The sequence below is a fragment of the Pseudoalteromonas sp. GABNS16E genome (assembly GCF_028598715.1).
In the GTDB taxonomy this organism is placed as follows: Bacteria; Pseudomonadota; Gammaproteobacteria; order Enterobacterales; family Alteromonadaceae; genus Pseudoalteromonas; species Pseudoalteromonas atlantica.
Genome location: NZ_JAQREZ010000001.1, coordinates 53,533 through 77,755, shown reverse-complemented (window position 1 = coordinate 77,755; position 24,223 = coordinate 53,533). Strand labels below are relative to the sequence as shown.

At 42.4% G+C, this 24,223-nt stretch carries 21 protein-coding genes and 1 pseudogene; 7 read left to right on the top strand and 15 right to left on the bottom strand.

All coding sequences use genetic code 11. From position 1 onward, the window contains the following. The first annotated feature begins 86 nt into the window (after window positions 1-86). The gene (locus PSI06_RS00325; RefSeq protein WP_171046485.1) at window positions 87-239 is read left to right on the top strand and encodes a hypothetical protein; all 153 of its coding nucleotides are present in this window, start codon (window positions 87-89) and stop codon (window positions 237-239) included. 108 nt (window positions 240-347) lie between these two features. On the opposite strand, the gene PSI06_RS00320 is transcribed toward PSI06_RS00325, so the two are convergent. Further along, entirely contained in the window at window positions 348-587 is a 240-nt protein-coding gene (locus PSI06_RS00320; RefSeq protein ID WP_024033770.1) for an RNA recognition motif domain-containing protein, read from the bottom strand. Between the two features lie 131 nt (window positions 588-718). Here PSI06_RS00320 and PSI06_RS00315 point away from each other — a divergent pair, with 131 nt between their 5' ends. Beyond that, on the top strand, window positions 719-1,948 hold the full coding sequence (locus PSI06_RS00315; protein WP_407073064.1) for a VCBS domain-containing protein: 1,230 nt from the start codon (window positions 719-721) through the stop codon (window positions 1,946-1,948). On the opposite strand, the gene PSI06_RS00310 is transcribed toward PSI06_RS00315, so the two are convergent. Beyond that, complete coding sequence (locus tag PSI06_RS00310; protein ID WP_096042013.1) at window positions 1,937-2,875, bottom strand: LysR family transcriptional regulator; 939 nt, start codon at window positions 2,873-2,875, stop codon at window positions 1,937-1,939. The two genes, PSI06_RS00315 and PSI06_RS00310, sit on opposite strands and share 12 nt — an antisense overlap. 148 nt (window positions 2,876-3,023) lie before the next feature. Between PSI06_RS00310 and PSI06_RS00305 the strand changes: the two genes are divergently transcribed. Further along, window positions 3,024-4,256, top strand: a complete 1,233-nt coding sequence (locus PSI06_RS00305) for an efflux RND transporter periplasmic adaptor subunit (protein WP_273602935.1) — start codon at window positions 3,024-3,026, stop codon at window positions 4,254-4,256. A 2-nt stretch (window positions 4,257-4,258) separates the two neighbouring features. Next, window positions 4,259-7,388, top strand: a pseudogene (locus PSI06_RS00300) (efflux RND transporter permease subunit). Between the two features lie 64 nt (window positions 7,389-7,452). On the opposite strand, the gene lipA reads toward PSI06_RS00300, so the two are convergent. The 13 genes from lipA to leuS form a co-directional block, all read right to left on the bottom strand. Further along, window positions 7,453-8,418 (bottom strand): lipoyl synthase, encoded by a 966-nt coding sequence (lipA, locus tag PSI06_RS00295; protein WP_004585911.1) that lies wholly within the window; start codon window positions 8,416-8,418, stop codon window positions 7,453-7,455. Further along, a complete protein-coding gene (gene lipB / locus PSI06_RS00290) occupies window positions 8,415-9,068 on the bottom strand; it encodes a lipoyl(octanoyl) transferase LipB (protein WP_004585912.1) in 654 nt (217 codons plus the stop codon). The genes lipA and lipB overlap by 4 nt, the downstream gene beginning before the upstream one ends. 19 nt (window positions 9,069-9,087) lie before the next feature. Beyond that, entirely contained in the window at window positions 9,088-9,366 is a 279-nt protein-coding gene (gene ybeD / locus PSI06_RS00285; protein ID WP_024033764.1) for a DUF493 family protein YbeD, read from the bottom strand. 342 nt (window positions 9,367-9,708) lie between these two features. Further along, a complete protein-coding gene (locus PSI06_RS00280) occupies window positions 9,709-10,869 on the bottom strand; it encodes a serine hydrolase (protein WP_004585914.1) in 1,161 nt (386 codons plus the stop codon). A gap of 311 nt (window positions 10,870-11,180) precedes the next feature. After that, entirely contained in the window at window positions 11,181-11,945 is a 765-nt protein-coding gene (locus tag PSI06_RS00275; protein ID WP_054982217.1) for a septal ring lytic transglycosylase RlpA family protein, read from the bottom strand. Further along, window positions 11,945-13,051 (bottom strand): rod shape-determining protein RodA, encoded by a 1,107-nt coding sequence (rodA, locus tag PSI06_RS00270; RefSeq protein ID WP_054982218.1) that lies wholly within the window; start codon window positions 13,049-13,051, stop codon window positions 11,945-11,947. Before rodA ends, PSI06_RS00275 begins: the two co-directional genes overlap by 1 nt. Beyond that, on the bottom strand, window positions 13,048-14,928 hold the full coding sequence (gene mrdA / locus PSI06_RS00265; RefSeq protein ID WP_004585917.1) for a penicillin-binding protein 2: 1,881 nt from the start codon (window positions 14,926-14,928) through the stop codon (window positions 13,048-13,050). Before mrdA ends, rodA begins: the two co-directional genes overlap by 4 nt. A 9-nt stretch (window positions 14,929-14,937) precedes the next feature. Next, window positions 14,938-15,408 carry a 23S rRNA (pseudouridine(1915)-N(3))-methyltransferase RlmH gene (gene rlmH / locus PSI06_RS00260; protein WP_004585918.1) on the bottom strand — a complete coding sequence of 157 codons (471 nt, stop codon included), beginning with the start codon at window positions 15,406-15,408 and terminating at the stop codon, window positions 14,938-14,940. Window positions 15,409-15,444: 36 nt separating this feature from the next. Beyond that, entirely contained in the window at window positions 15,445-15,762 is a 318-nt protein-coding gene (gene rsfS, locus PSI06_RS00255) for a ribosome silencing factor (protein WP_024033760.1), read from the bottom strand. 54 nt (window positions 15,763-15,816) lie between these two features. Then, window positions 15,817-16,452 carry a nicotinate-nucleotide adenylyltransferase gene (nadD, locus tag PSI06_RS00250; protein WP_273602936.1) on the bottom strand — a complete coding sequence of 212 codons (636 nt, stop codon included), beginning with the start codon at window positions 16,450-16,452 and terminating at the stop codon, window positions 15,817-15,819. A gap of 11 nt (window positions 16,453-16,463) precedes the next feature. After that, window positions 16,464-17,501 (bottom strand): DNA polymerase III subunit delta, encoded by a 1,038-nt coding sequence (holA, locus tag PSI06_RS00245; protein ID WP_273602937.1) that lies wholly within the window; start codon window positions 17,499-17,501, stop codon window positions 16,464-16,466. After that, on the bottom strand, window positions 17,501-17,992 hold the full coding sequence (locus PSI06_RS00240) for an LPS-assembly lipoprotein LptE (protein WP_024033758.1): 492 nt from the start codon (window positions 17,990-17,992) through the stop codon (window positions 17,501-17,503). Before PSI06_RS00240 ends, holA begins: the two co-directional genes overlap by 1 nt. Then, window positions 17,993-20,581, bottom strand: a complete 2,589-nt coding sequence (gene leuS / locus PSI06_RS00235; RefSeq protein ID WP_273602938.1) for a leucine--tRNA ligase — start codon at window positions 20,579-20,581, stop codon at window positions 17,993-17,995. Between the two features lie 174 nt (window positions 20,582-20,755). Here leuS and PSI06_RS00230 point away from each other — a divergent pair, with 174 nt between their 5' ends. The 3 genes from PSI06_RS00230 to PSI06_RS00220 all read left to right on the top strand — a co-directional run bounded on the left by PSI06_RS00230 (window position 20,756) and on the right by PSI06_RS00220 (window position 24,192). Further along, window positions 20,756-21,214, top strand: coding sequence for a zinc ribbon-containing protein (locus PSI06_RS00230; RefSeq protein WP_273602939.1), 459 nt, complete (start codon window positions 20,756-20,758; stop codon window positions 21,212-21,214). A gap of 77 nt (window positions 21,215-21,291) precedes the next feature. Then, window positions 21,292-23,715: a Lon protease family protein gene (locus PSI06_RS00225; protein WP_273602940.1), complete on the top strand. Its 2,424-nt coding sequence runs from the start codon at window positions 21,292-21,294 to the stop codon at window positions 23,713-23,715. Continuing rightward, window positions 23,716-24,192 carry an FKBP-type peptidyl-prolyl cis-trans isomerase gene (locus tag PSI06_RS00220; RefSeq protein ID WP_029772177.1) on the top strand — a complete coding sequence of 159 codons (477 nt, stop codon included), beginning with the start codon at window positions 23,716-23,718 and terminating at the stop codon, window positions 24,190-24,192. It begins immediately after the preceding gene. The last annotated feature ends 31 nt before the right edge of the window (window positions 24,193-24,223 follow it).

The window sequence follows — 24,223 nt, the reverse complement described above, 5'->3', positions numbered from 1 at the left end:
CATCTTGCCAGTTCTATTTTTCAAAAATTGAAAATTGCCGGTGTAGGGTATATAAATAATCGACAACAATAAATGGAGCACACACAATGAGCCAATCTAAAAAAAGCGGATACCTGTTTATAGGCAGCGGCGTAGCATTTTTTGCAGCAGCTTTGCTCGCACAGCAAGCGATGTTTTTTGCTTTAGCTGCATCCTTTGTAGTGTTAGGTACAATTAGTATAAAAAAAGCGGCACCCTAGGCGCTTAATATTTTAAAGCGCCGCGCTGATATCAATCTGTTTTATAGCGTACCTTAAAACGTAAAAAACCAGCAAATAGCTGGTTTTAATCATATAGCAAGTAACTAATTACTCATCTGCGTATTTTACGCGAATTTTGCTTTTATCAACGCTTAATTGATTAAGTGCTTTAATAGCGCTTCTACTTTCTATGTCGTTTGGCATTTCTACAAAGGCAAAACCTTTTGATAAACCAGTGTCTTTATCAAGCACCAAGTTACAGGTAGTTACTTTACCGTGTGCTGCAAACAACGTGCGAAGGTCTTGCTCTGTGGTAGCGCGAGACAAATTACGAACTAATAATTTCATATATAACCTAAATAAGGGGTTCGCTGAGGATTATCTCAAGTAACTTGGTTTTAACCTAATTTTATTTTTACCCTTTTATTTAAAGTTGTTTTTTACAAATAGCTTAGCTAACAATTTCTTCTGTTTGTTCTTTGGGTATTTTAGCTGTAGGGTGCGGTAGCTCAGGGTCAAAAAGTGAGCCTGTAAATGCACCGGTTGTAGCGCAAAGCGCCGCGGTAATTAGCGGTCAAACAGCTGTAAGTATTGAAAATACCCGCGATATAGCAATTACAGGTGAACTATCTATAACGGATGCACAAGCCAATGAGGCAGTATTTAAAACGCAAAGCAATAACATCACAACTTATGGTTTATTTAGCTTAAATGAGGATGGTAATTGGTCATATACACTTAATGGCGAGCATGCCACTGTGAGTGCATTAAACGAAGGCGAAACCTTACTTGATGAAATAACTGTCACATCGGCAGATGGCACCGAAGCGACAGTGTCTATAAGCATTATAGGCACTGCAGGCTCTGATGATTTTATAGTAACGCAAGAAACAACCCTCAATGCCGATGGCGAAAACACAGGGCTAAGTGCTTATACATTAATAGAAAATGCGTTTAGTGAAGGTGCAATTGAATCGCCTGATATGTATAGCGGTAATCATCAAAATATTGTGCATATTATTGAAGATACTGACTCAATCGTAGGTAATCACTTTGTGTTTTTAGCACATCGTGATGAAGACCAAGATAAAGATAAGGGCGCAACCGACCGCCAGCGCAACGAAATAAAAGCCTTTGATAAATCGCCCGCCGCAACGCTTGCCTTTAAAGACGAAACCGTACGATACAGTTGGAAGTTTAAAGTCTCTAGCGAGCTTGAGCTGAGTAGTAAATTCAGTCACTTTTTCCAAATAAAAGCCCGTAACGATAGCAACGACAATACCAATGGCAACGATGACCAACCTATTATTACGCTCTCTGGTGCACAAAAAAACAGTACAGGTAATCAGCTGCAAGTACGTTATAGCGCAGGCTTTGATGAAAACGGTAACAGCACAGGGCTTGATAAAAACCTTATCGAAACCGACTGGTCACTCATTACTGATGAATGGATAGCGGTATTTGTACAAGCTACTTTTAGTGAAGCGGGGCAATTTGAAATGACCCTAACCCGCTTAAGTGACAACGAAGAGCTATTTAGCATTAGCGAGCAAAACATAGATATGTGGCGTGGCTTTAGCGATGATGACTTTGCCCGTCCTAAATGGGGTGTCTATCGTTCAATAGTCGAAACCGATAGCCTTCGCGCTGAAGAAGAGCAGGTACGATTTGCTGATTTTGTGATTAAAAAAGGCGTTTTAGCGCAGTAAATATTTGCCTAGTTTTTTATCGTGGCTACTTACACGTTGTTGAATAATAGCCACTATGTGGCGGCGTATCCACTGCAAACCGGCATCGTTGTCTTGGCGCTTATGCCAAATAACAGAGACAGGCGTTGGTGGCGTATCAATAGGGCTTTTTAAAACCACGAGCTTATTGGTAAATATTTCCTGCTCAAGCGCTATTGATGGGAGGACACAAATAAGATCGGTATTTTTAAGAATATTAGGTACATTTGCCGCGTTATTTACCGTCATCGCTACTCGGCGTTTTAACCCTAATACTCTTAGTGCTTGATCAGATGGCCCTAAAATATCGCCCGTAATTGAAACTAATAAATGATCTGTATTAGCAAAGTCAGTAATACTTAAAGGGGCATTAGCAAGCGGGTGGTCAGGGCGCATAAGTACAACATATTTAGGCTTTAATAAGTGCTCGGCTCTAATAACGTTTTCAGACAGGGTGTAGCGATTAATTGCCAGTTCGGCTTCGGCGTCTTTAAGTACATTGGCAGCCTCTACCGCCCGATTAGGGATTGCATGGATATTGATGCCTGGGGCCTGCTGCTCAATAATTTTACGAAGAGGCCCCCATATCATTTCTACAAATATATCAGCGGCAGAAATACGAAAAGTGCGCTGCGCTGTCGCTGGGTTAAATTCACTTTGGTTTATAGCATGCTCTAATGATCCAAGTGGCCCCTGTATTTGCCCCCATAAATTGTTAGCAAATGCTGTAGGTTGAATATTTCGGCCATCTTTTATAAATAACTCTTCTCCCCACGCTGCGCGCATACGTGCAAGCGCATTAGATACCGCAGGTTGTGTCAGCGATAATTGCTCTGCTGCCCGAGTGATACTGCCTTCAGTCATGATGGCATCAAAAATCATTAGTAAATTAAGCTCTTGAGGACGCATATAGCACCGTTAAAAATTTTAAATGTTAGATTATTTTACATCATTTTTAGTGATGTGTTTTATACAATAATATAATTATTTTTATGCTTTTGCCGCGTTCATAATATAAGCAGATTTTAACACAACTCGTACAGCAAGAGAGTTAACCATGTCAGCTATATATAAATTTACATACACGTTTATTATTGCGCTATTAGCGATAATACTGGGGGCATGCAGCGATAAGCCAAGTTCTATTCAATGTAATGATGATTCTACGCAAGGGGTGTCCGTAGAAGTGGCCGAAGTAATAAGTCAGCGAATAACCGAGTGGGACAGCTTTACAGGGCGGCTAGAGCCGCCGAAAATAGTGTCTTTGCGTCCTCGCGTATCTGGTTATATTGAAGCGGCAGTATTTGAAGAGGGTGAGCTGGTAAATAAAGGCGACACCTTATTTTTAATTGATAGCCGCGAATTTAATGCACAAGTAAACCGCCTAACAGCGCAACTTGATGAAGCAAAAAGCCGCTTAAAACTAGCAAAGCAAGATTTTAATCGAGCTAAAGAGCTATTTAAAAGTAAATCAATATCTAAAGAGTTATTAGAGACCCGAGGCGCAGAGGTTGACCAGGCAAATGCCTACGTAGCACAAAGTAATGCATCCCTTGAGCTTGCACAGCTAAACAAAACCTTTACACGCGTAGAAGCGCCTATTTCTGGGCGAGTGTCTCGTGCGTTAATTACCGAGGGCAACTATGTCAGTGCAGGGCAAACTGAAATGACCTCTATTGTCTCTACAGAGCAGGTTTATGCCTATTTTGATATTGATGAAGCAACATGGCTTAACTATCAACAAGCGCACCTTGATAACAATCAATCTACCGCGTTACCTGTGGCGATGCGTTTAGCGAATGAGCAAGATTACCAACACTGGGGCAAGCTTGATTTTGTTGATAACCAAGTAAATACCCAAACCGGTACATTACGCGTGCGGGCTGTATTTAATAATCAAGACGGCGCGCTTTTACCTGGGTTATTCGCCCATTTAAAATTAGCAGGGGGCAATACTGAGCAAGGTATTTTAATTGCTGAGAAAGCCATTGGTACCGATTTAAATAATAAATACGTTTTAACGGTTGATGAGCAAAATAAAGTGCAATACCGCGCCATTACTTTAGGCGACAAAGTGGGTGAGCTACGAGTTATTAAACAAGGTTTAAAAAGCGGCGAACGCATAGTAGTTAATGGCTTGCAGCGCGTGCGCTCTGGCGTACTCATTAAGCCAGAATTAATTAATATGGCAAAGCAAAGTACTTTAAACGAGTTACAAGCATGGCAGCAAAAGGTTGATAATCAAAACCGCTTAGCCAATGCCGAGCCAACACTTGAAATAGGCATGTAATAATGAATTTTTCTCAGTTTTTTATTCATCGACCTATTTTTGCAGCGGTTTTATCTATTCTTATTTTTATAGGGGGTGCCATAGCTATATGGCAGTTACCTATTACAGAATATCCAGATGTAGTACCCCCCCACGGTTGTTGTTACAGCTAACTACCCAGGTGCAAATCCTAAGGTAATAGCCGAAACCGTGGCGACAGTGCTTGAACAAGAGATAAACGGCGTAGAAAGCATGCTGTACCAGTCATCGCTTGCAAACTCTGCCGGCACCACGACATTAACAGTCACCTTTGCGATAGGGAGCGATCCCGACGAAGCAACTACCTTGGTACAAAATAGGGTTAATAGAGCAATACCTCGCCTACCAGAGGAAGTACAAAGGCTAGGTGTGGTCACCGAAAAGTCATCACCGAACCTTACCCTCGCGGTACATATAACTTCGCCTTCAGGGCGATACGACAGTTTGTACCTGTCTAATTATAGCGATCAATTTATAAAAGATGAGCTAAAGCGCATTAATGGTGTGGGCCAAGTACGTGTATTCGGCGCAGGCGATTACAGTATGCGTGTGTGGCTAGAGCCTAACAAACTAGCGGCGCTCAATTTAAATCCAAGTGATGTAGTCAATGCTATTCGCTCGCAAAATCAGCAAGCTGCGGCAGGAAGCCTAGGCGCACAACCCATAGGCACCAGTGAGTTTCAATGGCTTATCAATGTAGAAGGGCGCTTAATAGAGCAAGATGAATTTGAAGAAATAATCGTAAAAACGGGCGATAACGGCGAAATTACACTGCTAAAAGATGTTGCTAGAGTAGAGCTAGGTGCAGATAGTTATACCCTTAGGCCACTTCTTAATAATGAATCAATTGCCGCTGTGCCTGTTTTTCAAGCACCAGGCTCTAATGCATTACAAATTTCTGACGATGTGCGCGCTAAAATGGCTGAACTGTCGGCGCTATTTCCAGAGGGTATGGGCTATGAAATAGTGTATGACCCTACCGTATTTGTAAGGGGCTCTATTGAAGCTGTAGTCGATACATTATTTGAAGCGGTTTTATTAGTTGTGTTGGTCATCGTGCTGTTTTTACAAACATGGCGAGCATCTATTATTCCGCTGGTGGCAGTGCCAATTTCATTAGTGGGCACCTTTGCTTTTATGCATTTAATGGGATTTTCACTTAATGCGTTGTCGTTATTTGGCTTGGTGTTAGCAATCGGTATTGTTGTTGATGATGCCATTGTTGTGGTCGAAAACGTTGAAAGGAATATCAGTGAGGGATTAAGTCCTATTGATGCAACCACTCAAGCAATGAAAGAAGTAACAGGGCCTATTATTGCCACTACTTTAGTGCTTGCTGCGGTGTTTATTCCTACTGCGTTTATGAGCGGTTTAACAGGGCAATTTTATCGTCAATTTGCTCTTACAATTACTATTTCAACAGTGCTTTCTGCTATTAACTCGCTTACGCTAAGCCCCGCGCTGGCTGCGTTATTACTCAAACCTCATGGGCAAGACAACGATTGGTTAAGTCGTGCCATTAATAAATTATTTGGCCGTTGGTTATTCGCGCCTTTTAACAAAATGTTCGATAAAGCCTCGGGTAAATACACAGGAGCCGTTGGCCGAATAGTGCATAAAGGCGGCATAATTGGTGTGCTATACGTTGGTTTACTGGCCTTAACATGGCAGCAGTTTGAAAATACGCCAACAGGGTATGTTCCGCCGCAGGATAAAATGTATCTCGTCGCTTTTGCGCAATTACCTAATGCAGCATCGCTAGATCGCTCTGAAGCAGTGGTTCGCCAAATGTCAGAGATAATCAGGGCGCACCCAGGCGTTAGTGACGCCGTTGCCTTTGCAGGTTTAAGCATTAATGGTTTATCTATAAACCCAAGTTCGGGGATGATGTTTACACCGTTAGAGCCGTTTTCAAATCGGCAGGGCCCGCGCATGTCGGCAGCTGAAATAGCGGAAGATTTAAATAAACAACTTAGTCAAATAAAAGGCGCTAATGTTGCTATATTTCCACCTCCTCCAGTAAGGGGAGTGGGCACCATTGGTGGCTTTAGGCTGCAGCTTGAAGATAGAGGCTCATTAGGGTTTGACATCTTGCAGCAAGTAACAAATGAAGTCATTGCTAAGGCTAAAGCCGACCCCGCCCTTGCTAATGCGTTTACCAGTTTTACAACCGACGTACCGCAGCTAGATGTAAAGGTAGACCGTAAAAAGGCGCTAAGCTTAGGGCTTGAAATAAACACCTTATTTGAAGCAATGCAAGGCTATTTGGGCACAGTTTATGTGAACGACTTTAATTTATTTGGTCGCACGTATCAGGTAAATGTGCAGGCCGATGCACCGTACAGGGAAGATGTAGAGCAAATTAAGCAATTAAAAGTGCGCAATAAAAATGGCGATATGATCCCCCTTGGCGCAGTGCTTAGTATTGAACATAGTTTAGGGCCAGATAGAGTAATGCATTATAACGGCTATGTTACGGCTGAGGTTAACGGCGTACCCGCACCAGGGTATAGCTCTGACCAAGCTAAAGCCGCAATAGAAAAAATACTCGATGAAACATTGCCAATGGGTATTGCGTATGAGTGGACAGACATAACCTATCAGCAAATTTTAGCGGGCGATACTTCAATGTATGTATTTCCACTTATTGTATTGCTTGTATTTTTGGTTTTAGCAGCGCAGTACGAAAGCTTACGTTTGCCTGTCGCTATTATTTTAATTGTGCCTATGACATTGCTAAGTGCACTGATTGGTGTGGCTATTTATGGTGGTGATAATAATATTTTCACCCAAATTGGCTTAATAGTGTTGTTTGGACTTGCCACTAAAAACGCTATTTTAATTGTTGAGTTTGCAAAAGAGCTGCAAGATACCGGTATGGATGCATTTAATGCCATTAAAGAGGCGAGCCGGTTGCGATTACGCCCAATATTAATGACCTCAATAGCATTTATTATGGGGGTTGTACCTATGGTGTTTTCATCGGGAGCAGGCTCTGAAATGCGCCAAGCTATGGGCGTTGCGGTATTTTCTGGCATGATAGGCGTAACGGTATTTGGCTTAATACTTACACCTGTGTTTTATTATATACTTAAACGCAGTGGTAAAAATTAAACCGACAAAAAAGCCCTTAGCAATTTAATTGCTAAGGGCTTTTTTAATGCGTTTTAAAAAATAATTATTTTACTTCTTTACCTGCAGCTTGTTGGTCAGCGTGATAGCTTGAACGAACAAATGGGCCAGAGGCAGCATGCGTAAAGCCAATTTCATCAGCGTATTCTTTTAGTGCGTCAAATTCCGCTGGTGGCACGTAACGTTTAACCGGCAAGTGATGCTTAGAAGGCTGTAAGTATTGGCCAACGGTAAGCATGTCAACGTTATGCGCACGTAGGTCACGTAATACTTCTTCTATTTCACTAATTTCTTCACCTAGGCCAACCATTAAGCCTGACTTAGTTTTTACCTCTGGGTGCGCTTCTTTAAAGCGACGAAGTAATTCTAACGACCATTTGTAATCGGCACCTGGGCGCGCAAGCTTGTACAAACGCGGGGCAGTTTCTAGATTGTGATTAAACACATCAGGTGGCGTTTCAATTAAAATCTCCAGTGCGCGGTCCATACGACCACGAAAATCTGGCACTAAAATCTCAATAGTAATAGTTGGGTTGTGCTTACGGATTTCGCGAATACAATCGGCAAAATGCTGTGCGCCGCCATCACGTAAATCATCACGGTCAACCGAGGTAATAACCACGTAGCTAAGCTTCATGTCTTTAATTGTCAGTGCAAGCTTTTCAGGCTCTGCTGCATCAGGTTTTAATGGGCGACCATGGGCAACATCACAAAATGGGCAACGACGAGTACAAATAGCACCTAAAATCATAAAGGTAGCAGTACCGTGGTTAAAACACTCAGAAAGGTTAGGGCACGAGGCCTCTTCACATACTGAGTGTAAGCCGTGCTTGCGCATAGCTTGTTTTATACCGTCGATACGCTCGGTAGATTTTGGTAAGCGAATTTTAAGCCACTCTGGCTTGCGCAACATTTCAGTTTTTTCTGTAGGTAAAACTTTAACGGGGATCAACGCCATTTTTTCTGCGTCGCGTAGTTTTACACCTGGTTCCATTTTGACTGGTTTATTCATTCGTTTTCAAACCCTTCAGTATGCTTAACCTGTGTTGCATTAAGCTTCTTTATCATGTGTTTTACCAGCCCTTCACCTGCTTGTGCTAAGTTTTGAGGGCCGTTTAATTCTTTCGTTTGCACCATGTTCATGCCGGCATAACCACACGGGTTGATGCGTAAAAACGGGCTTAAGTCCATGTTAACATTTAATGCTAATCCATGAAACGAGCAACCACGACGAACACGTAATCCTAATGATGCAATTTTACTGTCGTTTACGTATACACCGGGTGCATCGGCTTTTGCGTAGGCTTTTATATCATACTCATTAAGGGTATCAATAATGCACTCTTCAAGCCATGTAACAAGCTCGCGCACACCAATTTTTAAGCGGCGCAAGTTAAATAATACATACATCATTTGTTGGCCGGGGCCATGGTAAGTAACTTGCCCGCCACGGTCTACCTTTATGACTTCTATGTCACCAGGGGCGAGTAAATGCTCATCTTTACCTGCTTGGCCTTGTGTAAATACACTCTCGTGCTCTACAAGCCAAATTTCATCTGGCGAGCTGTCGTCACGGGTGTCGGTATAGGCTTGCATTTTTTGCCAAATTGGCATGTAACGCTGACGGCCTAGTTGGCGTACGATTAAAGTGTTTTCGTTCACAACAAGTCTCAACTATGGCTTAAAGCATATGGCGTACGTCATCAATGTTGCTGATCACGTTGTAAATTTCTTCTATGTGTTTACCGCTTGTCACTGTGGCAACAAACGTTACCGACTCATAATTGCCTTTACTGCTTGGCTTTACTTTTGGTGCGTAGTCACCAGGTGCAATAGGTTGTAATTTAGCTAAAATTTGTTCCGTAAGGTTAACGTTTGCTAAACCCATAACTTTAAATGTGAACGGACATGGGTACTCAAGGTACTCATCAAATTTAGTATTTTTAACAGGTTGAACCACGACGGTGACTCCTCAAACAAAAAATGTTGGCTACGTGAGATAATATCAATCCGCAATAAGACTTAATCATTTTGCGGGGCTAAACGTGTTGCTACCTGCGTTACAAAATGCTCATTCAGAACAACTAAATAGCGATTTATTAGCCAAGTTATCAACACGTTTTTCCAGCCTCAAAATAGATTACTTAATTAACCGAATTGGTATAACGCTAAGCGTGACTGGCAGGTTTAGGGTGATCCTGCTTATATGGGGCGCATTCTAGCATTTTTCAAGCAAAAAAAAACGCCTCATAACTGAGGCGCTTCGTTTAACAACCCAACGACTGTCGGGTTATTTTTACGTTTACATAATTTGTAAACGTAAGTAGTCGTAAATTTTGCTAAAGAAGCTGCCTTCTTCCACTTCTTCAAGTGTTACTAGTGGGTATTGTGCAATGTCTTCGCCCTCTAGTTGTAAGAATAACGTACCTACTTTAGTGCCTTTCGCTAATGGTGCTTCAAGCGTGTTGTCTAGCTCAAAGTTAGCTTTAAGGTTTTTATGTTGACCACGTGGAATGGTAATTGGGGTATCTTCTAAAATGCCTAACGATACATTTTCTTTATTACCCATCCAAATACGTTGTTCTGCAAAGCTGTCGCCTGCTTTGTAAGGTGTAATTGTTTCAAAAAAGCGAAATCCGTAGTTAAGTAGTTTTTTGCTTTCTACTTTACGTGCGCGCTCGCTTGATGTGCCCATAACAACCGCAATTAAACGCATGTCGTTTTTAGTCGCAGACGTTACTAAGCTGTAACCTGCCTCTGATGTGTGACCCGTTTTAATACCATCAACATCTAGGCTTTCATCCCATAACAAAGAGTTACGGTTGTACTGTTTAATACCGTTGTAAGTAAACGATTTTTGCTTATAAAGTGCGTACTCATCAGGTACATCACGAATAAGTGCAGCGCCTAGGGTCGCCATATCACGTGGGGTAGTGTAATGCTCGTCTGTATCTAAACCGTGGCTATTAATAAAGTGGCTGTTGCTCATGCCTAATTTAGCGGCATGGGCATTCATTAAATCAGCAAATGCGCTTTCGCTACCTGCAATGTGCTCAGCCATGGCTACACACGCATCATTACCTGATTGAATAATAATACCGTGGTTAAGCTCATCAACACTTATTTGCTTGCCTACTTCAATAAACATTTTTGACGATTCAGGGAAGTTTTTAGCCCAGGCTTTTTCGCTCACTGTAACCATATCGGTGGGTGCAATGTTACCGGCGTTAATTTCTGTGCCAATTACATAACTGGTCATCATTTTAGTTAAGCTTGCAGGGGCTAGCTTTGTATCAGCTTCACCTTCAGCAATCACTTTACCTGTTGTAAAGTCTACTAAAAAATAACCTTTTGCATTAATTTGAGGTGGAGCCGGAATAATTTGGGCGCTGGCTGAAAATACGGCGGCTGTGCAAACTAAGCCGCATACACCTTTGAGGATTTTATGTTTAATTGATTTCATCATACTCATTAATGGTTAAAGTTAAAAATTCGCGTTAGTCCATCTTATACCCAAACTACCCCGAGATGCGAGCGTCGTTGGAATTAAAAACAACATAGACAAGGCATTGATTGTCAATAATAGTCACTCTATTGTTCAAATCAATAACGCAGTATAAATCGTTTTTAAACCACGCTTCAGGGCGTTTCACTGAGGCTGATTTTCTGTATTGTTATTTTTTAAAAGGGATTGCCATTTAAAAAATAACACCTAGATTTTAAGCCCCAATACAACGCTGAATCCTACATTTTGGCGTGGTTTAGGTATTTGTCTTACTGAGTGTAAAGCAAGAACGCGTTTTGAAATTGGTTTTGTTTTAATTTTTTTAATACGTCTTGTGCATGCTGGGCATCTTTAATCGGGCCCAAATGCAAACGATAAATGTTGTCTGCTTTTACTATATTAGTAGGTACTTGATACTGCAGGCGTAATGTAGAAGCTAATGCTTCAATATTGCTAAGCGTACTACCCGCAGCTACCTGTATATATGTTTTACGTGCAGGAATGCTGTCGAGCGTAATCGCCTCTAGCTTAACCTTGGCTGTACCGTGAGTGTAATAGCCTAATTTATAAGCAGCAGCATACGAAAGATCTATTATTCTGTCATCATGAAACGGCCCACGGTCGTTTACACGTACAATCACCGATTTATTATTGGCAGTATTAGTAACGCGTACAAAGCTTGGCAGAGGTAAGGTTTTATGCGCAGCACTCATGGCAAACATATCGTAAATTTCACCGTTTGAGGTATGGTAGCCATGAAACTTACGGCCGTACCACGAAGCGATCCCTTCTTCTGTATACCCTTTTTCATCAAGCATTGGCGTATAACGTTTGCCTAATACCTCGTAGGGGCGACTTGCACTGGCACTTTTTTTAACATCCACCACAACGGCATCTTGCATTTCAAGTGCGGTTGGCGCGCGTAAAGGTGCGGCATCGTGCTCCATATGATAACGACTATTAGAGCCGCTACTACATGCGCTTAACATAAATATTAAGGCTGAAATAAATAACAGCTGGGTAGGCTTATTCATTATTTTAAAAGCATCCTTTTATCTGTCGCAATTGACATAATAATGCCAAATCCGGCCATTAACGTCACCATAGAGGTGCCGCCATAACTAATAAGGGGTAAAGGTACACCTACAACAGGCAACAAGCCCGATACCATGCCTATATTTACAAAAATATAAACAAAAAAGGTGAGGGTAAGGGCGCCGGCCAATAATTTACCAAACGCATCTTGCGCGTTTACCGCAATGTATAAACCACGGCCGATAATGAATAAGTACAGGCTTAATAAAACACACACACCAAATAAGCCAAACTCTTCACTTAATACCGAAAATATAAAGTCGGTATGGCGCTCTGGTAAAAATTCGAGTTGTGATTGCGTGCCTTGCAACCAGCCTTTACCTTCTATACCACCTGAGCCGATGGCTATTTTGGATTGAATAATATGATACCCCGAGCCAAGCGGATCGCTCTCTGGGTCTAAAAACGTTAAAACGCGCTGCTTTTGGTAGTCGTGCATACCGTAGTGCCAAAATGGCCATGCTGCCAGTGCGACAATCGAGCTTAAAAAGCCAATTAAACGCCAGCTTAAACCCGATAAAAACAACACAAATATTCCTGAGCTGGCAATCAAAATTGAGGTGCCTAAATCGGGCTGTTCTTTAATTAATAAGGTAGGCAGCATCACGATGACAAAGCCAATAATTAGGTGTAATGGACGTGGCGGAAGTTGGTTACGGCCAATATACCAAGCCACCATCATAGGGACCGCTAGCTTCATAAGTTCTGAGGGCTGAAAGCGAGTAATGCCTAAATTTAACCAGCGCTGAGCGCCTTTTGAGCTCACGCCAAATAGCAATACGCCCACCAACATGAGTAACCCAACACAGTAAAGGGGGATCACTAAGCGTTTAAGAGTCGCGGGGGAGAACTGTGCAAGCACTATCATGCCTATAATAGCGCCGCCCATACGGGTGATATGGCGGATCATCATGGCCGAGTCTTGGCCGCTTGCGCTATATACTATGGTGATACTGCCTGCCATCATAAGTAATAAGGCAATTAGTAACGGTAAGTCTAAATGCATGCGCATCCAAATCGAGCGCTGGGTGTTTAATACGGTCATTGCGCTGTATTCCTAGCAACTTCTATTGGGTTTGCTGCAAAATAGTAATCCATTAGCTCACGTGCAATAGGTGCACCCACAGAGCTGCCGCCACCGGTGTTTTCTACCACAATTGAAACCACAATTTTAGGGTCGTCATACGGAGCAAATCCAATATAAATCGCGTTATCGCGTTGGCGCTCCTTTAGTGATTTTGCATCGTAACGCTCACCTTGGGCAATACTCACTACTTGCGCTGTGCCTGTTTTACCCGCAGGATCATAATTAGCGCCTTTAAATGCACGGTGTGCCGTTCCTGTTACTTTTTTTACGGTATTGTGCATGGCATCGAGCGCGATACGCCAGTTATCAGGGTTATTAAGCACTACCGGCGGTTTTTCTTCGTTATTAATTTGCGTCACTTGGTCTTCTTTTTTAGCCACTTGTGCTAAATGCGGCGGGTGGTTTATGCCTTTATTAACCAATATGTTAGTCGCGTTAGCAATTTGAATAGGGGTGGCAGTCCAATACCCTTGGCCAATCCCCACTGAAATAGTATCGCCACGCCACCACGACTCTTTAAAGCGGCCTTCTTTCCACTCTTTTGAGGGCAGTATGGCTGTGGTTTCTTCGTGTATGTCTATTCCCGATAAGTCACCAAAGCCAAAGCGGGCCATAAAATTACTAATTTTTGTTATGCCTAAGCGGTATGCCGCATCGTAAAAGTAAGTATCGCACGACTCTTCAATTGCTTTGTAAACATCTACGTGGCCGTGGCCCCAACGTTTCCAATCGCGCCATTTATGTTCAACATTCGGTATTTGAAAAAAACCAGGATCCCACACCGAGGTGCTTTCACTGACAATGTTTTCTTCAAGTGCCAGTATGGCCATATGCGGTTTTACTGTGGAAGCTGGCGCATAGCGCCCTTGAGTAGCACGGTTAATTAGAGGGCGGTCGGGGTTTAGCAGTGCTTTATAATCTTTACTGCTAATACCATGGACAAATAAATTAGGGTCGTAACTTGGGTTTGAATAAAGTGCTAATACGCCGCCATCTTTGGCATCCATTACTACAACCGCGCCGCGCATATCTTTAAGCGCATGTTGGGCTATTTGCTGTAAACCTATATCTAAGGTAAGCACTAAATCACTGCCCGGCTGCGGGGGGGTCATACTTAATGTGCGAATAACACGGCCGCGGTTATTTACTTCAACGCGTTGAGAGCCGACTTGGCCATGCAAAAGCTGCTCGTAATATTTTTCTATGCCAAGCTTACCAATATCGTGCGTAGCGCGGTAATTTGTGGCTTGGTCTTCTTGTTCTAACTTATTAAGTTCTTTGCGGTTTAGTTTTGCAACGTAGCCTAATGCATGGGTTAGCGTATCGCCATATGGGTAAAAGCGTGCAAGGCGCGCCTCAATGCTAAAGCCCGGAAATTTATGCTGATTAACCGCAAATTGGGCCACTTCGGTTTCATCTAAGCGGGCTTTTAGTACTTGCGACTTAAAACGACGCGTATGCTTTATATCATCAATAAAGTCTTTTTTTTGCTGCTCGGTAATCGTAATTATTTTGCTAACTTGCTCAAGCGATTTAGCTAAATCGTCGACCTCTTCAGGAATAACCTCGAGGTTATAAACGGGTTTGTTTTCAGCAAGCAGTACACCGTTGCGGTCGTAAATGAGGCCACGGTTTGGCGCAATAGGAATTACTTTAATACGGTTATCGTTAGAGCGGGTTTGATAGTCGGTATGTTCTTCTACCTGAATGGTATAAAGATTAGAAAGCAAAATTGCCACTAAGCCTAAAACAAAAATAAAACCCACAAAGGCACGCCGTGCAAATAAGTTTGCCTCAGCGGAATGGTCGCGTATTGTGGGTCTTTGCTTAATCATAACAAGGCGTTACTCGCGATGATAAGGATGGTTGTTATTTAAGCTCCAGCCTCGGTATAGGCTTTCGGCAACAATAATACGCACTAAAGGGTGCGGTAACGTTAAGTTAGATAACGACCATTTTTGCTCAGAGGCGGCAATGCACTCAGGGGCTAACCCTTCAGGGCCGCCAATAAGCAAACTAACGTCGCGGCCATCGAGCTGCCACTTTTCCATATTTTTAGCAAGCTGGTGAGTATCAAGTGGTTTACCTGTTACCTCTAGGGTAACAATGCGATTGCCTTTTGGAATAGCGGCTAAGGTTTTTTCACCTTCGGTGTGCAAAATGCGTTTAATATCGGCATTTTTACCGCGTTTACCGGCCGGAATTTCTATTAACTCAAGCGCCATATCTTTAGGAAAACGGCGTTGGTACTCTGCAAATCCGGTTTCTACCCACGCTGGCATTTTTGTGCCAACGGCAATCATTTGTATTTTCACGTATTACTTCCAAGCTCAATTAAAAAATAGTGGCGCTTAGCCCCACAGTTTTTCTAGATCGTAATAGCTACGTGCGTGATCTTGCATCACGTGTACAACTACATCACCTAAATCTACCAGTACCCATTCGCCTTCGTCTTGACCTTCGTAACCTAAAGGTTCTTCGCCAGCGTGGCGAGCTTCTTTTGCTACGTTATCGGCAATTGATTGCACATGACGCTTAGAAGTACCCGAACACACAACCATGTAATCGGTAATGTCTGAGCTGTCACGTACGTCTAGTTGTACCACGTCGCGTGCTTTCATATCGTCAATTTTGTCTAGTGCAAAGGCAAGTAGTTGTTTCGAATCCAAGGTATTGTCTCAATTTTAAATTTAATAGCGTGCATTTTAACATGCTAGGGGGTTTTAATCATCACTTTGATAAAGCTGGTGTTGCTTAATGTAGTGACTGACAGGTTCGGGTAATAGTTCATTATTTTTATTGGTTTTTTTTAATTGCTCTCGAATAGTGCTTGAGGCAGCATCAAGGGTTTCACCAAGTAAAAAATAAAGCTTACCAAAGTAGTGTGCGGCAAGTTGCTGTGGCGCTTCAGTGTGGGCATTACTGATATAGCTTTTAAGCGCTTTATTTGGGTTACATGTTTGCCCCGGGCGATGATAAACCACTATATGGCATAGCTGTGTAATTGCTTGCCATTCATACCATTTGTCGAGGTTATTAAACGAGTCCATGCCCATTAAAAAAAGAATTGGCGTATCTGGGTGCTCAGCTCTTAGCTCTTGTAAACTCAACAATGAGTAAGAAGGCCCAGTACGATTAAGCTCTCTTAAATCAAGTGCAAAATGAGGGTAAGGGGCAATAGCGGCATTGAGCATATTAATACGGTGCGCTGTACTTATACCTGGCGCAGCTTTGTGCGCGGGAAGTGCACAGGGCATAAAGTACAACGTGGATAAGTTAAATGTATTTACACACTGTGAGGCCATATTTAGGTGGCCTAAATGCACGGGGTCGAAGGTGCCGCCAAAAATTGCAATCATGTTAAAAATCTTTAGTTAAGTGCGTGGCAAGGCATTGGAATATCAAGCGGCTGGCAAAACTTAATACAAATATGCGCAAGCGCTTGGTAAGGCGCAATTAAGTTACCTTGTTTGTAGCTTGAATCAAACAGTGCAAGCTCACTGCTTATTTGCTCAAGGGTATTAATATTTAAGCGGTTAATTGCATTTTGCACTGGGCCTTGCTGGTTTTTCCAAATACCATTTTTTTTAAATAACTGTGCGATAGGCTCGCCATTTAAAAGCCCTTGCTGAATAGTGAGCAAACTGGTGAGTTCTTTATTTATAGCCCATAAAATACTCACCACTTCGGTGTTATCGCTGGCCAGTTTATTAAGTACTTTAATTGCTTGCTTGGCGTGGCCATTTAATAGGGCATCACTTAAATCAAAAATATTAAACTTGGCTTGATTTAATAGCCCTTGCATCACAAGTTGCTGGGTTATTAAGGCATTACCATGCAGTAGCGAGAGCTTTTCGAGCTCCTGAAAACACGCTAACAAATTACCTTCGGTAGCGTTAATTAAGCTCAGCTTTGCTTCGTTTTGCATATTTAGAGAAAGGCGCGCTACTTGTTCATCTAACCAGCGTTTTAAATGATTCCCTGCAAGCGGGTAGCACGGTACAAATACACCGTGTTTATCGAGCGCTTTAAACCAAGCGCCACGTTGTACGTCTTGGCTGGCTTTAGCCCCTTTTACAATTAAAATGGTATCAGGGTTAATTAACTCGACTATTTTTTTAAAGGTATTACTACCTGGGGTGCCAGGTTTTTGTTGGTTTAAATCAAGCTCAATTATAGTGCGCGCACTAAACAAAGACATGCTTTGATATTGAGCTATAATTTCTTGCCAATCAAACCCTTGCATTAGGGTAAATTTAATTACCTCATCAAAGCCTTGGGCTTTTGCCGTGTCGCGTATTTGCTGCACACATTGCGCTTCTTGAAACGGTTCTTCACCAAACACTAAATAAAAGGGTTTTAAACCTTTATTTAATTCACTCGGTAACTGATTAGCATAACAGCGCATTATAGTTGCGACAGCTCTCTAACAATACGACCACTGGCTTGCTTACGAATTTCGCTAATAAGCAGCTCAAGCTCTTTTGCTTTTGCAAGTGCGTGATCGGGGTCGTCTTGGTAGTTACGATAAAGCTCAAAGCGTTTTTCAATGGCTTTTTCGCCTGGGCGTTTAACAACATAACTTACTCCGTAGGCAAGCTCGTATTCAGCCACCTGACCATTTTGAAACAACGACAAGGTTTGGCGCTCAATGCTTTCTTTGCGTAAGTAAAGCTGGGCAACATTTTTAGCCGAAGGTGTCAGTTCTACGTTACTGGCTTTAAGCTCTTTTTTAAGGTTTAAAAACAACGATGATTTTTCATCATCACCTTTAAGTGTAAGCGTTTTAAGGTTATCAGGCAGGCTAGAGGCTTTCTTTAAATGAAAGCCACAGCTGGATAACACAAAACACATTAGCACTAAGGCTAATGTGTTTTTAAGGGTGTTAAAGCTAACCATCTAGTTAGCTACCACGTTAAGTAGTTTACCCGGTACGTAAATAATTTTACGAATGGTTGCGCCATCAGTAAATTTAGTTACGTTAGACTCAGCAAACGCAAGTGCTTCTACCTGCTCTTGTGTTGCATCGGCGGCTACAGTTAGCTTAGCGCGTAGTTTGCCGTTTACTTGTACGATGATTAATTTTTCATCTTCAACAAGGGCAGACTCGTCAACTTTAGGCCATGCTGCATCTAAAATGTCACCCTCTTTACCAAGCTCTTGCCATAACTGGTGCGATAAATGCGGCGTAATTGGCGCAAGCATAATAAGCAGGGCTTCTAATGCTTCGTTAGCAATAGCAACATCTTGCGTATCGTTTAACGGCGCTTTTAATAACTTATTAGAAAGCTCCATAATGGCAGCAATTGCAGTGTTAAACGTTTGACGACGCTCAATATCATCGCTCACTTTTGCAATGGCTTTGTGTAGCTCACGACGCAGTACTTTTTGTGGGTTACTAAGCGCTGATTTATCAAGTGCTTGGTAGCCAACTGTTTTCACATCTACTGCGTATTTCCAAATACGTTTTAAGAAGCGGTGCGCGCCTTCTACACCTGAGTCTGACCATTCAAGCGTTTGCTCTGGTGGTGCGGTAAACATCATAAATAAACGCACAGTATCTGCACCGTATTGGGCAATTACTTCTTGTGGGTCTATACCGTTGTTTTTAGACTTAGACATTTTGCTCATGCCCGATGAGAACACAGGTTCACCATCTTCTTTGTGCCATGCTTTAGTTACGCGGCCTTTTTCGTCAGTTTCGGTATTTACATCGCTTGGCGAAATCCATACGTCACCGCCTTTTTCATCTTTACGGTAGAACGTTTCGGCAAGTACCATGCCCTGACAAAGTAAGCGATCGAATGGCTCGTCTGAATTTACTAAACCAAAATCACGTAATAACTTATGGAAAAAACGTGAATACAATAAGTGTAAAATAGCGTGCTCAATACCACCTATGTATTGGTTTACTGGTAACCAGTAGTTAGCTGCTGCAGGGTCTAGCATGCCTTCGTCGTGACGCGGGCTACAGTAACGTGCGTAGTACCAAGATGACTCCATAAAGGTGTCAAAGGTATCTGTTTCGTGTGTTGCTGGTACGCCATTTACCGTTGCTTTTGCCCATTCTGGGTCTGCTTTGATTGGTGAAGTAACGCCATTCATAACTACATCTTCTGGTAAACGTACTGGCAGCATTTCTTCGGTGGCGGCTAATCCGTTACCGTTTTCGTCGCTCAGCATTGGGATTGGTGAACCCCAGTAACGCTGGCGGCTAACACCCCAATCACGTAAGCGGAAGTTAACTTTACGCTCACCCACACCCAGTGCTTCTAGTTTGTCGGCAATAGCGTTAAATGCGCCTTCAAAATCAAGGCCATCAAATTCGCCAGAATTAACTAACACGCCTTTTTCAGTGAATGCTTCTTCTTTTAAATTTACTTCAAGCTCTGAGTCTTCAACTGGTGCAATTACTTGTTTTATGTCTAGGCCGTATGCTGTGGCAAATTCATAGTCGCGTTGGTCGTGTGCAGGTACTGCCATCACCGCGCCTGAGCCGTAATGCATTAATACAAAGTTAGCAACCCAAATTGGAACTTGCTCGCCCGTTAATGGGTGAGTCGCGTAAAAGCCTGTTGCAATGCCTTTTTTCTCCATAGTGGCCATGTCTGCTTCGGCAACTTTGGTGTTTTTGCATTCTTCAACAAACATTGCAATTGCATCGCTGTTTTTAGCGGCTTCTTGCGCAATAGGGTGGCCACCGGCAACGGCTAGGTAAGTTACACCCATAAATGTATCTGGACGTGTAGTGTATACGCTAAACTTTTCGTTGTTGTCGGTACGCGTAAACTCAATGTCTAACCCTTCAGAGCGACCAATCCAGTTGCGCTGCATGGTTTTAACTTGCTCAGGCCAGTCTTCTAACTTGTCTAAGTCATCTAAAAGCTCTTGTGCGTAGTCAGTAATTTTAATAAACCACTGTGGAATTTCTTTTTGCTCAACCACTGCACCAGAGCGCCATCCGCGGCCATCTATAACTTGTTCGTTAGCAAGTACAGTTTGATCAACCGGATCCCAGTTAACCGTTGACATTTTTTTGTACACTAAGCCTTTTTCGTACAGCTTAGTGAAAAACCATTGTTCCCATTTGTAGTATTCTGGGTGACACGTGGCTATTTCACGATCCCAGTCGTAACCAAAGCCTAATTGCTTAAGTTGGTTACGCATGTAATCAATGTTTTCGTATGTCCACTTAGCTGGCGCTGTTTTGTTTTTGATAGCGGCGTTTTCTGCAGGTAAACCAAACGCATCCCAACCCATTGGTTGCATTACGTTTTTGCCTTGCAGGCGCTGGAAACGAGAAACAACATCACCAATGGTGTAATTACGCACATGACCCATATGCAGTCGGCCACTTGGGTATGGGAACATCGAAAGACAGTAATACTTTTCTTTGCTCTCATCTTCGGTGACTTTAAATACCTGGTTTTCTTCCCAGTAACTTTGGACTTTTGACTCTATGTCTTGCGGGTTATATTGCTCTTGCATCTATGATTCCAGACTTCTTGCAAACTAATAAAAAATTGCCGATAGGATACCCCAAATAAAAGCCTAATCACAGCGTATAAGCACGGTTTTGTTAAAATCTCACTTTCAGTGCAGGTTAACCTATACTTATCTATGTTAAAGGCCAACACGCCCTTGATTTTGATGGAGTATAAAATGGCAGATTATAAAACATGGCTTAGCGATTTAACTAATTGGTTAAAAGATGTAAAAGATCACGAAGTAAAAGATGCAATGACCCGATTTGTTGAATCTGAGCAAGCACTTAAAGACCTAGGCAAAGAAAAATACGGACTCTATAAAAGTTATTTGCAGCGCGACATAGAACACGTTCAAGAAAACGAATCGCACTATAAATCGCTTGCATGGCAAGAGCTTAAAGAGTCGTTATGGTATGAGCTTTCACACATAGAAGACAAAACCCAGCTAGAATGGCAGTCCCTTAGCCAAGATTTTAAGCACAATGGGATGTATCACGCAGGCGAATGGATAGCCATGGGCACATTAGTATGTAAGAATTGCACCCATAGTTTTGATATTTATCACGCTACACAAATTACACCGTGCATTGAATGTGATGGTATTTATTTTAGCCGTAAGGCATTACAACCCTAAATATATGTATTAAGTGGCTTGTAGGCCACTTAATACGCCCAAAGCCAGCGAGTATGTTGGTACAAAAAGAAGTTAGAATGACGAAAAAACTGCTGCCATTATCTGTTTCACAGCTCGCACCGAGCATTTCTACTAATCACGTTAGCACGTGTATGAGCAATCCATACCCAGAGCAACTTACCTTTATAGGCCAACAACGCGCCCAAAGTGCGCTCGACTTTTCACTTGGGATGGAGCTGCCAGGCTACAATGTTTATGTAATGGGTGAGGCCGCGCATGGCCGATTTACACTCGTAAAAGACAAACTTAAACAACACGCAAAAGATCGCCCCACACCTAACGAGTGGTTGTATGTTAATAATTACGACGACCACCGCGAGCCAATTGCGCTATTTATGCAAGCAGGGCAAAGCAAGCAGTTAAGTGACGACATAGACTCATTTTTAGATGAAGTACTCGACACCTTTCCGGCAGCGTTTGATAACCCAGCTTATCAACGCAAAAAAAAGTCAATCGAGAGCGAATTTAACGACGCTTACGACAGCGCTATTACCGCAGTAGAAGAAATGGCGCTTGAGCAAAGCGTAGCGCTAATAGAAGAGAAAAACGCCGTAGGTTTTGCGCCTTTAGTTGAAGGCAGGCAGTTAAGCGATAACGAATTTGCCGCCCTAGATGAAGAGCTTCGTGATGAGTTTTTTGAAAAAATAGAAAAACTAGAAGATGCCTTAATTGAAGCGCTGATTGAGCTGCCACGCTGGAAACGCGAATCAAAAGAAAAACAGCGTAATCTAAAAAAGGCCACAGCCGAGCAAGCTACAAAGCCATTATTAAAAGACTTAGAGCATAAATACGCTGCACATATTGGAGTGCTGCGCTACTTAAAAGACATTCGCGTAGAAATAATTGATGCAGTACTTGAGTGGCTAGACGATGAAGATGAAAGCGAAGAAAGCAAAGAAGATTTTGACCGTAAAGGCATGCTTACCGACTTTTTTGCGCCTAACATTTTAGTTGAGTTTAAAGAAGACGATGCCGCACCTGTAGTGTATGAGCCAAACCCAACATTTGGCAATATATTTGGCAAAATTGAGTATTCAACATCGCAAGGCTCGCTTATAACCAGTTATCGCTCTATACAGCCTGGTGCATTGCACCGTGCAAATGGCGGTTACTTAATTATGGATGCCGAAAAAGTAATGGCCAACCCGCAAGTGTGGGATGGTTTAAAGCTTTCGCTTAAAACGCACCAAATTAAAAACGACCTACCGTATCAAGACAGCTCAGTAGGCAGCAGTTTTACACTGCGCCCGCAATTAATTCCTCTTGATGTAAAAATTATTTTATTAGGCTCGCGCGATTTGTATTACACCATAGGTGAGTACGATGAAGAATTTGCAGAGCTGTTTAGAGTACTTGCCGACTTTGATTACTATTTACCAAGTAGCGATAAGCTTCAGTACCAATTTATTACTAAAGTGAGTGAGTACTGCCAGCAAAAGTTAAAATGCACAACCACAGAGGCCGCCATGGCGCGGTTACTTAAATTTAGCTACCGCCAAGCAGAGCACCATAATAAATTATCGGCGCGCTTTGCCGATGTGCTTGAGCTGGTGGCTGAGGCCAGCTTTTACGCCAAGCAAGATAAGCAAACACTGATTGATGCGCATCATATTGATGAAGCCATTGAAGGTAAGCAGTACCGCACCGGCCAAATAAGCGAAAACATGCTAAGCGATATAAAAGAAGGCCACACGCTTATTGCCACACAAGGCCAAGCCATTGGTAAAGTAAACGGCTTAACAGTGCTGCACATTGGCGATACGTCGTTTGGTACACCCGCACGCATAACCGCCACCGTATATGCCGGCGCCGATGGTGTAATAGATGTTGAGCGTGAAGCCGAACTAGGTAAAGCAATTCACTCAAAAGGTGTAATGCTACTTACCGGTTATTTAGGTAACAAATATGCCCAGCATTTTAGCTTAACGCTAAGTGCTAACATAGCTATAGAGCAAAGCTACGGGTATATAGATGGCGATAGCGCCTCACTTGCTGAGTTATGTGCGCTTATATCGGCTATTACCAGTTTGCCTATTAGCCAGTCTATTGCCCTTACAGGCTCTATTAACCAACACGGTGATGTGCAAGCCATTGGCGGTGTAAACGAAAAAATAGAAGGCTTTTTTAAGCTGTGTAAAATGCGCGGCTTAACAGGCGAGCAAGGCGTTATTATTCCAAAATCTAACCAAGTTAACTTAGTACTTGATGATGAAATACTTGAAGCGGTTGAGCGCGGTAAATTTAATATTTACGCAGTAGAAACTGTAGACCAAGCACTTAACTTATTAATGGATATTGATGCAGGCGATATTATTGACGGCGAATACCCAGAGGATTCTGTTAACGGTATTGCTTTAGCGCGCTTAAAAGACATAGCCGACATAGTTAATGGCAATAGCGAAGAAGATAAAGAAGCCGATGAAGATGAGGAAAAACACTAAATGATCAATATAATTTTAGCGGTGATCATCGCTATATTTTGTTTTTTAATTTTTCAAAATAGTAAAAAAGCAAAGCAACAAGCTGGCATTAATGCGCAAATTGAAGCCGACTACCTTGTCGCTAACGCAAAAGTAGAGGGCGTAATAGAAACCGCCTCAGGCTTACAGTACAAAGTGCTGCACAAAGGCGAAAGCGAAAATACACCTAACCCTACTAGTAAAGTAAACGTGCATTACCACGGCACGTTAATAGATGGCACCGTATTTGACAGCTCAGTAGAGCGTAAAACGCCAATAAGTTTTGGTTTAAATCAAGTTATTAAAGGCTGGACCGAAGGCTTACAACTTATGAGCCCAGGCGATAAATACATATTTTATGTACCGCACCAATTAGCCTATGGCGAAAAGCGAGTGGGCAGTATTCCACCTGCATCACTGCTTATTTTTGAAGTAGAGCTTTTGGCTATTGAGTCTTAATACACGCGATAAAAAGTGTTATTAACTTTAT

Coding starts and splice junctions, on each gene's coding strand:
- holA (WP_273602937.1), bottom strand. CDS start 17,501: ATGCGCTGTTATGCTAATCAGTTACCGAGTGAATTAAATAAAGGTTTA.
- PSI06_RS00310 (WP_096042013.1), bottom strand. CDS start 2,875: ATGCGTCCTCAAGAGCTTAATTTACTAATGATTTTTGATGCCATCATG.
- nadD (WP_273602936.1), bottom strand. CDS start 16,452: ATGATTGCAATTTTTGGCGGCACCTTCGACCCCGTGCATTTAGGCCAC.
- PSI06_RS00225 (WP_273602940.1), top strand. CDS start 21,292: ATGACGAAAAAACTGCTGCCATTATCTGTTTCACAGCTCGCACCGAGC.
- PSI06_RS00305 (WP_273602935.1), top strand. CDS start 3,024: ATGTCAGCTATATATAAATTTACATACACGTTTATTATTGCGCTATTA.
- PSI06_RS00220 (WP_029772177.1), top strand. CDS start 23,716: ATGATCAATATAATTTTAGCGGTGATCATCGCTATATTTTGTTTTTTA.
- lipA (WP_004585911.1), bottom strand. CDS start 8,418: ATGAATAAACCAGTCAAAATGGAACCAGGTGTAAAACTACGCGACGCA.
- mrdA (WP_004585917.1), bottom strand. CDS start 14,928: ATGATTAAGCAAAGACCCACAATACGCGACCATTCCGCTGAGGCAAAC.
- PSI06_RS00320 (WP_024033770.1), bottom strand. CDS start 587: ATGAAATTATTAGTTCGTAATTTGTCTCGCGCTACCACAGAGCAAGAC.
- rodA (WP_054982218.1), bottom strand. CDS start 13,051: ATGACCGTATTAAACACCCAGCGCTCGATTTGGATGCGCATGCATTTA.
- PSI06_RS00325 (WP_171046485.1), top strand. CDS start 87: ATGAGCCAATCTAAAAAAAGCGGATACCTGTTTATAGGCAGCGGCGTA.
- leuS (WP_273602938.1), bottom strand. CDS start 20,581: ATGCAAGAGCAATATAACCCGCAAGACATAGAGTCAAAAGTCCAAAGT.
- PSI06_RS00240 (WP_024033758.1), bottom strand. CDS start 17,992: ATGGTTAGCTTTAACACCCTTAAAAACACATTAGCCTTAGTGCTAATG.
- PSI06_RS00275 (WP_054982217.1), bottom strand. CDS start 11,945: ATGAATAAGCCTACCCAGCTGTTATTTATTTCAGCCTTAATATTTATG.
- PSI06_RS00280 (WP_004585914.1), bottom strand. CDS start 10,869: ATGAAATCAATTAAACATAAAATCCTCAAAGGTGTATGCGGCTTAGTT.
- PSI06_RS00230 (WP_273602939.1), top strand. CDS start 20,756: ATGGCAGATTATAAAACATGGCTTAGCGATTTAACTAATTGGTTAAAA.